The sequence below is a fragment of the Treponema bryantii genome (assembly GCF_036492245.1).
Taxonomy (GTDB): Bacteria; Spirochaetota; Spirochaetia; order Treponematales; family Treponemataceae; genus Treponema_D; species Treponema_D bryantii_C.
Genome location: NZ_AP025286.1, coordinates 809143 through 821417 on the forward strand (window position 1 = coordinate 809143; position 12275 = coordinate 821417).

Here is a 12275-nt window from a genome sequence, read left to right on the forward strand (position 1 = left end):
TAAGAGCGGGGGAAGGCCTTCCCCTTATACAAATAAAAGGAGCAAACAAATGGCAAACTACAAAGAGTCTGGTGTTGACGTAGAAGAAGGTTACCGAGCGGTAGATAAGTACAAGGAACAGGTAAAGAGAACTGTTGTTCCAGGGCTTTTGACAGGGCTTGGAAGTTTTAACGGTATGTTCGAAGTACCTAAGGGAATTAAGAATCCTGTTATGGTAAGCGGAACTGATGGTGTTGGAACTAAACTTGATGTTGCTTTCCAGATGAAGAAGTATGACACTGTTGGTATTGACTGTGTTGCCATGAGCGTAAACGATATTTTGTGTTCTGGTGTTCAGACTCTTTTCTTCCTTGATTATGTTGCCTGCGGAAAGCTTGATGCTGATGTTGCTGCTGAACTTGTAAAGGGTGTTGCAGACGGTTGTGTTGATACTGGTTGTGCTCTTCTTGGTGGTGAGACTGCTGAAATGCCTGGCTTCTATGATGTTGGTAAATATGACCTTGCCGGCTTTGGTGTTGGTGTTGGTGAGAAAAAAGATATGATTACTGGTGAGGATATCCGCGAAGGTGATGTTCTTATTGGTCTTTCTTCTACAGGTGTTCACTCTAACGGTTTCAGCCTTGTTCGCAAACTTGTTCCAAATGTAAATGATCCATTTGTAGTAAACGGAACTGATACTGGTAAGACTATTGGTGAAGTTCTTCTTACACCTACACGTATTTATGTTAAGCCTGTTATGGAAGTTCTCGGAAAATACCGCAAGGCTATCCACGGTATGGTTCACGTAACTGGCGGCGGATTCTTTGAAAATATTCCACGTATGTATCCAAAGGCTAAGGAAGGAAAGAAGCAGTTGATTTCTGTTATTAAGCGTGCTTCATGGGATATTCCTCCTGTATTTGGTGAATTGATTCGCCGTGGTGCTGATTTTGATAACGTTTATAATACTTTCAATATGGGTATTGGTTTTGTTCTTGCTGTTTCTGCAAAAGAGGCTGATGCTGTTCTTGAAATGTTCAATGCTAATGCTCACAAATATCACAAGGATTACTGTCCTGATATGAAGGCTTACAAGATTGGCCGCGTTGAATATGCTAAGGGCGAAGTAAACAGCCAGAAAGACGCTGTTTTGTTCGAAGATTAATCTTGAGGTCTAATTGATTATGGCAAAACTTAAGACAGCTGTTTTAGTTAGTGGTGGCGGTACAAATCTTCAGGCTTTGATTGATTATCAGATTGCGCAGGGCGATGCTTGTCCTTATGAGATTGTCTGTGTAATTTCTGATTCTAAAAAGGCTTTTGCTCTGGAGCGTGCTGCCAAGGCTGGAATTCCTTCTGCAATCTGTTCTCCTTATGCTGTAATGGGTGAAGAGGTTGCTAAGGCTAGTGACCGCGATACTAAGCGTCTTGCTGTTTCAAACGCTATGCTGGAGGCTTGTGAAAAATACAGAGCTGAGGCTATTGTTGAAGCAGGCTGTCTTACTGTTCTTGCCGGTGACATTCTTAAAAAATACGAAAACAGAATTATAAATCTTCATCCGGCTCTGCTGCCAAAATTTGGTGGAGTCGGAATGTTTGGTCATCACGTTCATGAGGCTGTTATTGCTGCCGGTGAAAAAGAAAGCGGCTGTACTATTCATATTGCTGATGGTGGATGTGATACCGGAAAAATCCTTATTCAGAAAAAAGTTCCAGTTATGCCTGACGATACTCCTGATACACTTTATGCTCGTATTGCTCCTAAAGAGCACGAGGCAATTGTTGAAGGACTTTGTATGCTTGCCGAAATGACTTTGCAGAAATAGGCCTGGAATCAGTTGCCCGTAAGAAAAACCTATGTTAAAATCTACTATTATCTATATATTCATTTTATAGGAGACGATGAGATGAAAAAAATCATTGCTTTATTTACAGCTGTTCTTCTTTTGGGAACTATGTGTTTTGCAGCAGATCCTGCTGAAGGGTTCTGGGTTAGTTATGATGAAAAGACTAATCAGGCAACTGCAGGCTGGCAGATCTGGGAGCAGGGGGGAAAACTCAATGGAAAGATTCTTTCTGTTGCTGATTTGCCACAAGATGTAATTGCCGATGGTGGAAAGGGTAAACATTACGACAACTTTATGAATAATGTTGATGTTGGAACTTTGCGTACTGTTGGAACTACCTGGATCTGGGATTTGTCAAAGGATGCTGCCGGTAAGTGGTCTGGCGGATATATTATTGATCCGGGTGATGGAAAACGATACAAGTGTCGAATTACTTATCACGGTGCAGATGGAAAGAAATACAAGGTAGATACTTTGGAAATGCGCGGTGAGGTTGGACCTTTTGGGCGTAGTCAGTTCTGGAAAAAAGCCAGTGAAGCTGAAGCTGGTGGGCTTAGATAGGAATTAGTATGCCTGAAAATCCAGTAAAAAAAGTAGAGACAATAATTATTTCATCACTTATTTTGATTGTAATTGTATGCGGTATCTTTTGCTTTGCTTTGGGATATCGCCGTTTATACTTCCTGTTCGTTACATTCCTGATGGTGCTTTATCACATTCTCATGCGGGCTTCTGTTCCAAGAGTTTTGAGTATTGTGCATAGAGGACCATTTAATCCTGATAATCTCTGGTTCCGTACAAAATCCTTTGAAAAAGCAATTTATAAGTTTTTCCAGGTAAAAAAATGGAAGGACAGTTTAATTACTTATGAGCCGGAATCTTTTTCGTTAAGAACAAGTTCTCCAGAGAGAATCCTTCAATCAATGTGTATTGCTGAAACAATTCATTTTTCTTTGATTTGTGGTTCGCTAATATATATTCTTTTTGGATTTATTTTCGGTAAACTATGGATTTTTGTTCTTACGGGAACTATTTCTATTATTTTTGAGTGCAGATTTATTATGGCTCAAAGATATAATCGGCCAAGAGTTAAAGAACTTATTCGAAAAAGATCAATAAGAAAATGACAGGTTTAATTGTTGCGCGCTCTATCAATAATGTAATCGGAAAAAACGGTATGATTCCCTGGCAGATAGAAGGGGAGAAAAAACAGTTTAAAGAACTTACCACTGGTAATGTTGTTGTAATGGGGCGCAAAACCTACGAAGAAATCGGACATCCTCTACCAAATCGAAAAACAATTGTCATCTCAAAAACAAAAATATTTGAAAGTGATAGCCTGACTACCGTTAGTTCGTTAAAAGAAGCACTTGAACTTGCTGCAGGTCAGAAAGTTTTTATTGCCGGTGGTTATGGTGTGTATAAAGAAGCTTTGCCCTTTGTTGATGTTATGTACATAACTGAAGTTCAGCTGATGGTTGAAGATGGAGATGTTTTCTTTCCTGATTTTAATGCTGATGATTTTGAAAAAACAGTTGGTGAAACTTCTGGTGATAAAATAAAATACACCAGAGTTATATATACCAGAAAAAAAACAGGCAAAGGCTTAGCCGTTTAGTTATCGGCCGTTGCCTTTGCCATTTTAATTACAAAATTGCGATAAATCTTTCAAAGGCTTTTAGGCCTTCTTCGTTACATTTGTAAACACCGGCGTGTTCCAGTACCTTACTGAAAACAATCCCGGTTTCTTTTTTCAGAATATCGATTGTTTCTTCTTCTGATTTTTCTGTGAACGAACCGTATTTTTCTTTAAGTTCATTTGTCCAGTCGGCATGCTTACCGAGGTTTTCATCAGAACTTATGTCTTTGTTCTGTATCAGGGCCTTTGCAAGTTCTGCGAATTCTGTCTTAAGGCGGCCCGGAAGAATTGCGAGTCCCATTACTTCAATCAGACCAATGTTTTCCTTTTTGATGTGATGAAGTTCAGCATGAGGATGATATACACCAAGCGGATGTTCTTCTGTTGTGATGTTGTTGCGGAGAACTAAGTCCATTTCGTACAGGTCACCGTGGCGGCGTACAATAGGATTGAGTGTATTGTGCTTTTCGCCGTTTGTTTCTGCGAAAATAAAAGCTGCTTCGTCTGTGTAATTTCGCCATGTCTTGAGTACATGGTCTGCAAGTTCAACAAGGCGGTTTTTATCTGCGCTCTTAATGCGGAGAACAGACATCGGCCATTTTACTATTCCAGCTTCTACATCTTCAAAACCTTTAATTGTAATCTGCTTGAGAATTGGAGCTTTTGCCATCGGGAAGTTATAAGCACCTCCCTGGAAATGATCGTGTGTAAGAATTGAACCGCCTACAATCGGAAGGTCTGCGTTGCTTCCGAGAGTGTAGTGAGGGAATTGTGTTGTAAAATCAAGAAGGCGTTCAAAAGTCTTTCTTGAAATACACATTGGAGAGTGTTCTTGATTAAAAACAATACAGTGCTCGTTATAATAAACGTATGGAGAATACTGGAAGCCCCATGCTTCTCCAGCAAGTTCGAGAGGAATGATTCTGTGATTGTTGCGCGCCGGATGATTTAAACGGCCTGCATAGCCTTCATTTTCCTTACAGAGAAGACAGCTTGGATAGCCGACTGTTTTTGCATTCTTTGCAGCTGCAATTGCCTTTGGATCTTTTTCTGGTTTTGAAAGGTTGATGGTGATATCCATGTCGCCGTATTCAGTTTTGCTGATCCATTTTACATCGCGGCAGATTCTGTAGCGGCGGATGTAATCTGTGTCCTGGCTGAATTTATAGAACCAGTCTGTTGCTTCCTTTGGAGATTTTTTATAAAGTTCGTTGAATTTTGCTCTGATGTTTGATGGTCTGTCTGTCATTATAGACATGAGCTTTGTGTCAAAAAGGTCGCGGGCTGCAATACCATCACCCTGAGTGAGGTTATGTTCAACTGCATAATCAAGAAGATTTTTTAGGATATCTTCCAGGTTTGAAATCTCTACTTCAGGGATTTCGGCTGCCTGTTCGGGAGTTTCAAAACCGTCGATGTTGAGGGCAGCAAGGAGCTGGTTTTTTACAAAAATCACATCTTCTTTTTCTATAAGACCGCTTTTAAGTCCGTATGCGGCAAGTCTGTTGATATTATTTATAACACTCATAGTGATAGTAATACTATCATAAGATATGACTAAATGCAAATTTTATTATTGTAAATTCAAACTGCTAGGAGTTTTTATAAAATTATTATAATATGTTTCAAATGAAAATTCTTGTAATCAATAATATGCTTGAACAAAAGCATCTGGACCTTATAAAAAATACAGCTGTGACCCTTGGACACGAAGTTTTCTTTTATACTGCTGAAGCAGAAATTCCTCAAAGTAATTTTGATGCTGATATTATCTATGGTTTTGCACCTTCAATTGTAAAGACAAGCAAAAATCTGAAATGGCTTTGTGTGCCATGGGCTGGTGTAGATTCCCTTATGACACCCGGCTATTTTGCAAATGAGGACTGTCTTCTTACAAATGCGGCGGGTGCATATGGTGTTTCGATTGCAGAACACATGATTGCCGTTTCTCTTGTTATGATGAGACGGCTGAATGAATTTATGGAAGAAACACGGGCAGGGGAATGGAAGTCTCCGCGTGAGCAGAGGTCTCTGAAAGACTGCAGAATTACAGTTCTTGGAACAGGTGATATCGGAACAACATTTGCAAAACGAGTGCGAGCTTTTGAGCCTGCTTCAATTATTGGTGTATGTCGCAGCGGAAGAAGCAGAGAAACTGTTTACGATAAAGTACTTCCTGTTAGTGAACTTGATTCAGTTTTGTCAGAGACAGATCTTCTTGCAATGAGTCTTCCGGCAACTGCAGAAACCCGTGGTATTCTTTCACGAGAGAGAATCGCCATGCTTCCAGAGGGAGCTTATGTTGTAAATGTTGGACGAGGTTCAGCAATAGATGAAGATGCTCTTGCAGATGCATTGGAATCTGGTCATCTTGCCGGAGCTGCCCTTGACGTATTCCAGACAGAGCCGCTTCCAAAAGACAACCATTTGTGGAAAATCAAAAATCTTTTGATCACTCCACATGTGGCTGGAAATATGACACTTCCATATACGAGAGATAAGAATGTTCAGATGTTCTGTGAAGATCTAAAGAACTTTACAAATGGAGCACCTTTGCATTATCTCGTAGACCGAAAACTTGGATACTAATTAAATGAAAAAAAATATAATAATATTTGCGATGTTGTTTTTAACCTCACTAGCAGCATCTCAAAATAAGGGAGTAAAAAAAATGAGTGAAGAAAAAAACTTTCACAAAAATCCGATTATCAAAGATATTTATACAGCGGATCCAGCCCCTATGGTTTATGGAGATACACTTTATCTTTATACAACACATGATGAAGATAAACTTGTAAACGATTTTTACACAATGTGTGACTGGCGCTGTTTTTCAACAAAAGATATGGTGAACTGGACTGACCACGGAAAGATTTTTTCTCTTGACGATATTGAATGGGCAGATGACAGAGCCTGGGCACCACAGGCAATTGAGAGAAACGGAAAGTTCTATCTTTACTGTCCGGTTCATAAGAGGAACGGCGGTATGGCAATTGCAGTAGGAGTTTCAGACAGTCCTGTTGGTCCTTTCAAAGATATTGGACAGCCTCTTGTAGATGAGGGAGACTGGAACGATATTGATCCGACTGTATTCATTGATGATGACGGTCAGGCATATCTGTATTTTGGAAATCCTGAGCTTCGTTATGTTCTTTTGAATGAAGATATGATTTCTTATAATAAAAAAATTGGTGTAATGAAAATTCCGATGACAGAAAAATCTTTTGCAAAGGGAAGCCATAATACAGGTACAACTTATGGCGAAGGTCCATGGTTCTATAAACGAAATGGCCTTTACTATATGGTTTATGCTGCTTTTGCAGAAGGCGAAAAACGTAATGAGCATCTGGCTTATTCAACTGCTAAGACTGCCCGTGGTCCTTGGGAGTACGGCGGAGTTCTGATGGAAGAAGGTCCTTGTTTTACAAATCATCCTGGTATTGCAGATTTTAAGGGACACTCTTATCTGTTCTATCATACAGATGAACTACCGGGCGGTAGTTTGTTCCATCGCAGTGTCTGTGTTGCGGAATTTAAATACAACAATGATGGTTCAATCACAACAATCAATATGTGTGATGGAGTAAGCGCGATAAAATAAACTGGAGTAATTAATGCTTTTTAAAGCTGAGTATAAAAATAAACTTATAAAGATTTTCGTTCCAATCATGTTGAGCAATCTGATCGCACAGGTTCAGATGTTCATAGACAGAATCTTTTTGGGACGAATGGATATTCTGTATATGAGTGCAGTTGGTAATGCAACTGCTCCTATGTGGACTACAATGTCTTTCGTTTTCTCTATGGCTATGGGTGCCTCAATTCTTATAAGCCAGTCTGTTGGTGAAAAAGATATTGAAAAAGCAAAAGACTATGCGGCTTCAATGATCAAGCTTCATAATGTAATTCCAGTGCTGCTGTTTTTGTTCTGGACATTCTGCAGTCCTCTTGTTTTTAGGTTGATGGGTGTTTCAGAAAATGTAATGAAACCCTGCGTTACTTATACAAGAATTTATGCGCCTGTATATCTGATTATCGGGCTCTGGGCTTCTTATAGTGTTGTGTTCCAGACTTCAAATTATACAAAGCCGCTGGTCGCTTATGGTATAATACGCTCTGTTCTGAATATTATTCTGGATTATCTTTTGATTTTCGGAAAGTTCGGCTTCCCTAGAATGGAAATTGCCGGTGCGGCTCTTGGAACTACAATTGCGGAATATGTTGGTGCAATTTATCTTTTGTACATAACAATTTCTAAAAAGGATAAATTCTTTACGAGTCCCGGGCTTAAAAGAATTCTTGGTGCAAAAATAAGACCTTATTTTGAATCCATTAAACTTGGTATTCCTACTGCCTGTGAAGATCTGCTCTGGAATGTCGGAAATCTTTGTATAATCCGCATTCTTAATACAATTAACGAAAAGGCTGCGGGAATTTATTCTATGGTATTTACTGTAGAGATTCTTTTTGTTGTGGTAATTGGAGCTATTGGAAGCGGAACTTTAACATTGTCAGGTGAAGCTACTGGAGCAAAGGACCTTAAACTTTACAAGGCTGTTGTTAAGACCTCGGTAAAATGGGCATTCCTCGTTGCTGCATTTGCGTTGATTTTTGTTTCAATTTTCCCACGGCTCACACTGAGCTTGTTTACTACGGACAAAGACGTAATTGAGATGTCGGTTATCTACATCATAATGGTTGCAGCAAACCTCTTTGGAAAATCAGGCAACATAATTGTCGGAAACGGAATCCGCGGTTATGGAGACACAAAGTGGATGCTTTTCACTCAGATAATGGGAACTATCGGAGTTGTAAGCCTTGCTGCACTTTGTGTATTTGTATTCAAGCTGGGAATGCTCGGTGTCTTTGTTGCAGTTTTGTGCGATGAAGGATTACGTGCCGTAATTAACTACATAAGATACCGAAGAATAAAGTTTTAGTTGAAATAACACTTCGTGTTCATTTTTTGACATTTCGTGACTCATGATGGATTCTTCAGCGAAATTCTGTGTTATAATAATTCACAGATGGAGGAACTGTTATGTTATCAATTACTTTATCAGATACTGGTAATTGATAAGGAAATTAAAAAATGATAAAAGCTGTAGTTTTTGATATGTTTGAAACGCTGGTAACTTTGTTTACCGGCCGTACTTATTTTAGTGAAGATATTGCAAAAGATGTCGGTTTAGCTGATATAGAAAGTTTCAGAAAAGAATGGCATCTGATTGAGCATGACAGAAGTACTGGAAAATACACGATAGAAGAAGGCCTTTCTCTGGTATTCAAAAAAATCGGTATTTATTCAGACGAAAAGGTTCGCACAATTGTGAATAACAGACTTACTGCACTTAAAGATACTTTTGATGATATTCCTGAAGAATCAATTCAACTGCTGAAGGCTCTGAAAGATTGTGGAATTAAAACAGGCCTAATTACAAATACATTTTCTGATGAAAGGGATTTGATAAAGTCGAGTGCTTTGTTTCCATATTTTGATGTGGCATTAATTTCCTATGAGCAGGGAATCTGTAAGCCTGCTCCCGAGATGTATCAGCGGATGATAGAACGTCTTGGAGTAAAACCTGAAGAATGTCTGTATGTTGGAGACGGCGGTTCGCGAGAACTATATGGTGCCCGGGATGCAGGAATGAAGGCTGTTCAGTGCACCTGGTTCGCAGACCGTGCTTATGAACCTCATATTCCTTGTTCTCCTTTAGATGAATTTGAGCATGTAGCACATCAAATGGATGTTCTTGATTTTTTGAAATAAAAAAGCTAAAAAAGTAGAATGATTAAAAAAGAATTACTTCCAGATTACAACAATTGTCTTGTAAATCTTGCTAACTCAGTCTTAAAAAAGTTTGGTGCAGAAACTACTGCAGCTACCTTGCCTCTGGCAGATACAGTTCTTGCCGGAAATTATAAAAATGTTGTTGTTGTTCTTCTTGATGCACTTGGAATTTCTATTCTGGAAAAGCATCTTAAACCTGAAGGATTTTTCCGCTCTCACTTAGCAGGGGCTTTTGATTCTGTTTATCCTCCGACAACTGTTGCCGCTACAACTTCCATAATGAGCGGTTTATATCCTAATGAACATGGCTGGCTTGGCTGGGATGTTTATTATCCTCAGTTGGACAAAAACGTTACTGTTTTCAGAAATACAGAACAGAAATCAGAAAAGGCTGGGGCTCAGCCGGAATCTTATGATGCTTCAGGAAAACCAATCTGGACTGAGGATTCATGGAATGAAATTGTTCCAGCAGCTGATTTTCATGTAGGAAACACTTTTACACCGTATAAATCTGTAGTGGATAAAATCAATGAGGCAGGAGGAAAAGCTTATTCCTCTATGCCGTTTTTACCACCTTATCCACAGGATTTAGAAGCAATCTTAAACCGTATTAAAAATCTTTGTGATGAAGATGGCCAGAAATATATTTATGCTTATTGGAATGAACCAGATGCTACAATGCATGCAACCGGAACTGTAAGTAATGAAACTCATGAAATGGTTACTGCTCTTGAGAAACGGATTGAACAGTTTGCATCGGAGCTTTCAGATACATTGCTTATTGTTACTGCAGACCACGGGCATATCGACAGCCGCAATCTTTGTATCCTTGATTATCCTGAGATTATGAACTGTCTTGTAAGAAGTTTCTCTCTTGAACCTCGTACAATGAATCTTTTTGTAAAAGATGAATTTAAGGAAAGTTTCCATGAATTGTTCAGGAAAACTTTTGGTGATAAATTTTTGCTTTTAACCAGAAAAGAAGTTCTTGACTGTCAGCTTTTTGGAATTGGTCAAAACAGACCTGAACTGGATCAGATGATTGGTGATTTTGTTGCGCTTGCGGTTTCTGATACATCTGTTACAAATACTCATTTTGAAGCTCAGAAAATGCCTGGTATGCATGCCGGTCTTACACAGGAAGAAATAAAAATTCCGCTGATTGTAGTAAAAAAATGATTTTTTTTCCAACCTTTTTCCATTGTTACACACTATATAAGCATACAACGCTGTAACAATCAAATAATTATTTGGTACGATGTAATAAGATGGAAAAACAAAAGGCTGACAAGTTAATCTTAAAGTTCTCATCAAAGGTGTATGGATTTGCCGTAAAGAAATCATACTCGTATGATGAGGCAGAAGAACTTTCTGCAGAGATGCTTAAGGAAGTTTATCTTTCGATGCTTCAGACAGACGACATTGTAAATGTTGAAGGTTATGTCTGGAGAATCTGTGAACATGTTTATGCAAAATATGTGAATCAGGTAAAACATCAAAAAGGTATTTCTGTGGATGGTCTTAATCTGCCTTACTTTGATGAGTACGACTTAGGAGAAACAGAAGAGGAAATCAGAAAACTTCGAAAGGAGATTTGCTTTTTATCTTCAAGCCGTCGCGAAATAGTTTATTCCTTTTATTACGAGGGAAAGTCTATTGCTCAAATTGCCATAGAGCATGGACTTCCCGCTGGTACAGTGAAGTGGCACTTGAACAAAGCTCGTAATGACTTAAAGGAAGGTTTTACTATGGAAAGAAAAATTGGAAAATTAGGATTATCACCTGTAAAGGCATTGGAATTCAGTCATAGCGGTTGCCCTGGAAGCAAGGGAGGACCTGAAGTTTATCTTGACGATAAAATCAATCTGAACATAGTTTATAGTGTTTATGAAACACCAAAGACTGTGGAAGAGATTGCGGAAGATCTGGGAATGACACCTGTTTTTCTTGAAGATAAGATTGAACTTCTTGTGACAAATGGTTTCCTGGTTGAAACAAAAGGAAAGCACTATACAACTTATGTACAGTTTAGTCCAAAACAGTATTCACTTGAAGCTGAAGCAAATCTCGTAAGAATGCAGCAGAAGGTTGCAAAAATCCTGACAGAAAAATATGTTCCTCAGGTGCGTGCTGCTGTAGCAAATCTTGTAAATAGGGATGTTTATATTCCAGGTGGAAATCGCGAACTTTTTGAAGCTGCTGCAATTTTCTATGCAATTGTTACAAAGTGTAGACTCTCTATCGAAAAGGATTTGTCTAAACACAGAATCAAGACACTGGATGGAGCAGATTATTTAGTTTCTGTAGAAACAAAATCTGAAGTTATGGATCCTGATTACAAGTGTGAATTTAATTTTTCTGAGCTCGAAAAGAAATTCTGGAGCTGTGGAGAAATGACAAGAGATTCGCAGAAATATCCTTGTGTATATTCGTGGTCGGTGGATTCAAGATTTGACTGCAGAAAGGGTGCCTGGAAGAATAATCTCAATTCAGATTATGAGAGCCTTTATGAAATTATCACTGGAGAAATTACAGAATCAAAAGCAACTTCAGAAAAGTTTAAGAGACTTCGTGAACGTGGTTTCCTTTCAAAGGATGGAACAATTAACACTATGGTTGTAAGAAGCAGTTTCAACGATTTTGCCGGTTTGATTCCTAAGCCAGATGAAGACCTTTTGAAGGAGTTTGCAAAATTTGCACTGGAACAGGCAATGGTGCAGTCAAAAATGTATCCACCACAGATTCAGGACAGAGTAATTGTTAATGTTATGAATTTTGCTGTGGGTTCAAGAGTTGCTATGATGGTTCTGGATGAACTTTACGATAATAAGGTTTTCCGTCCGCTTACTGCTCAGGAAAGAATTACTGCAAATCTTTTAATGTTCTGTGACCAGCTTCCAGAATAGTATGATATAATATCAGGTAAGAGGTTTTAGAATGGTAAAAATAACAGCTGCTATGTTATGGAGACTGTTCTTCCTCTTGCCTGTTAAGATAAAAGGAATTTTGTCTGTGT

Annotated in this window: 12 protein-coding genes; 11 read left to right on the forward strand and 1 reads right to left on the reverse strand. The window is 38.8% G+C overall.

Annotated features, from left to right (window positions below; translation table 11 throughout):
* Nucleotides 1-49 precede the first annotated feature (49 nt).
* From purM to AABJ44_RS03895, 5 genes are all read left to right on the forward strand, one after another.
* Nucleotides 50-1144: a phosphoribosylformylglycinamidine cyclo-ligase gene (purM, locus tag AABJ44_RS03875; RefSeq protein WP_074643247.1), complete on the forward strand. Its 1095-nt coding sequence runs from the start codon at nt 50-52 to the stop codon at nt 1142-1144.
* 19 nt (nt 1145-1163) lie between these two features.
* Nucleotides 1164-1805: a phosphoribosylglycinamide formyltransferase gene (gene purN, locus AABJ44_RS03880; RefSeq protein ID WP_338370578.1), complete on the forward strand. Its 642-nt coding sequence runs from the start codon at nt 1164-1166 to the stop codon at nt 1803-1805.
* A gap of 81 nt (nt 1806-1886) precedes the next feature.
* Nucleotides 1887-2387, forward strand: coding sequence for a DUF2147 domain-containing protein (locus AABJ44_RS03885; protein ID WP_074643240.1), 501 nt, complete (start codon nt 1887-1889; stop codon nt 2385-2387).
* A gap of 8 nt (nt 2388-2395) precedes the next feature.
* Nucleotides 2396-2953 carry a glycosyl-4,4'-diaponeurosporenoate acyltransferase CrtO family protein gene (locus AABJ44_RS03890; RefSeq protein WP_338370580.1) on the forward strand — a complete coding sequence of 186 codons (558 nt, stop codon included), beginning with the start codon at nt 2396-2398 and terminating at the stop codon, nt 2951-2953.
* On the forward strand, nt 2950-3444 hold the full coding sequence (locus AABJ44_RS03895) for a dihydrofolate reductase (RefSeq protein WP_338370583.1): 495 nt from the start codon (nt 2950-2952) through the stop codon (nt 3442-3444). Before AABJ44_RS03890 ends, AABJ44_RS03895 begins: the two co-directional genes overlap by 4 nt.
* 28 nt (nt 3445-3472) lie before the next feature.
* Here the strand turns inward: AABJ44_RS03895 and galT are convergent, their stop codons facing one another.
* Nucleotides 3473-4993, reverse strand: a complete 1521-nt coding sequence (gene galT / locus AABJ44_RS03900) for a UDP-glucose--hexose-1-phosphate uridylyltransferase (protein WP_338370585.1) — start codon at nt 4991-4993, stop codon at nt 3473-3475.
* Between the two features lie 101 nt (nt 4994-5094).
* Here galT and AABJ44_RS03905 point away from each other — a divergent pair, with 101 nt between their 5' ends.
* The 6 genes from AABJ44_RS03905 (at nt 5095) to AABJ44_RS03930 (ending at nt 12165) form a co-directional block, all read left to right on the forward strand.
* Nucleotides 5095-6054, forward strand: a complete 960-nt coding sequence (locus AABJ44_RS03905) for a D-2-hydroxyacid dehydrogenase (RefSeq protein WP_338370586.1) — start codon at nt 5095-5097, stop codon at nt 6052-6054.
* Between the two features lie 82 nt (nt 6055-6136).
* A complete protein-coding gene (locus AABJ44_RS03910) occupies nt 6137-7066 on the forward strand; it encodes a glycoside hydrolase family 43 protein (RefSeq protein ID WP_338370587.1) in 930 nt (309 codons plus the stop codon).
* A 13-nt stretch (nt 7067-7079) separates the two neighbouring features.
* Nucleotides 7080-8405, forward strand: a complete 1326-nt coding sequence (locus AABJ44_RS03915; RefSeq protein WP_338370589.1) for an MATE family efflux transporter — start codon at nt 7080-7082, stop codon at nt 8403-8405.
* A 152-nt stretch (nt 8406-8557) separates the two neighbouring features.
* The gene (locus AABJ44_RS03920) at nt 8558-9238 is read left to right on the forward strand and encodes an HAD family hydrolase (protein ID WP_338370591.1); all 681 of its coding nucleotides are present in this window, start codon (nt 8558-8560) and stop codon (nt 9236-9238) included.
* An 18-nt stretch (nt 9239-9256) separates the two neighbouring features.
* Nucleotides 9257-10438: an alkaline phosphatase family protein gene (locus tag AABJ44_RS03925; protein WP_338370593.1), complete on the forward strand. Its 1182-nt coding sequence runs from the start codon at nt 9257-9259 to the stop codon at nt 10436-10438.
* A gap of 89 nt (nt 10439-10527) precedes the next feature.
* A complete protein-coding gene (locus AABJ44_RS03930) occupies nt 10528-12165 on the forward strand; it encodes a sigma factor-like helix-turn-helix DNA-binding protein (protein WP_338370595.1) in 1638 nt (545 codons plus the stop codon).
* Nucleotides 12166-12275: the final 110 nt, after the last annotated feature.

Coding starts and splice junctions, on each gene's coding strand:
- AABJ44_RS03895 (WP_338370583.1), top strand. CDS start 2,950: ATGACAGGTTTAATTGTTGCGCGCTCTATCAATAATGTAATCGGAAAA.
- purM (WP_074643247.1), top strand. CDS start 50: ATGGCAAACTACAAAGAGTCTGGTGTTGACGTAGAAGAAGGTTACCGA.
- AABJ44_RS03910 (WP_338370587.1), top strand. CDS start 6,137: ATGAGTGAAGAAAAAAACTTTCACAAAAATCCGATTATCAAAGATATT.
- AABJ44_RS03905 (WP_338370586.1), top strand. CDS start 5,095: ATGAAAATTCTTGTAATCAATAATATGCTTGAACAAAAGCATCTGGAC.
- galT (WP_338370585.1), bottom strand. CDS start 4,993: ATGAGTGTTATAAATAATATCAACAGACTTGCCGCATACGGACTTAAA.
- AABJ44_RS03890 (WP_338370580.1), top strand. CDS start 2,396: ATGCCTGAAAATCCAGTAAAAAAAGTAGAGACAATAATTATTTCATCA.
- AABJ44_RS03930 (WP_338370595.1), top strand. CDS start 10,528: ATGGAAAAACAAAAGGCTGACAAGTTAATCTTAAAGTTCTCATCAAAG.
- AABJ44_RS03885 (WP_074643240.1), top strand. CDS start 1,887: ATGAAAAAAATCATTGCTTTATTTACAGCTGTTCTTCTTTTGGGAACT.
- AABJ44_RS03915 (WP_338370589.1), top strand. CDS start 7,080: ATGCTTTTTAAAGCTGAGTATAAAAATAAACTTATAAAGATTTTCGTT.
- AABJ44_RS03925 (WP_338370593.1), top strand. CDS start 9,257: ATGATTAAAAAAGAATTACTTCCAGATTACAACAATTGTCTTGTAAAT.
- purN (WP_338370578.1), top strand. CDS start 1,164: ATGGCAAAACTTAAGACAGCTGTTTTAGTTAGTGGTGGCGGTACAAAT.
- AABJ44_RS03920 (WP_338370591.1), top strand. CDS start 8,558: ATGATAAAAGCTGTAGTTTTTGATATGTTTGAAACGCTGGTAACTTTG.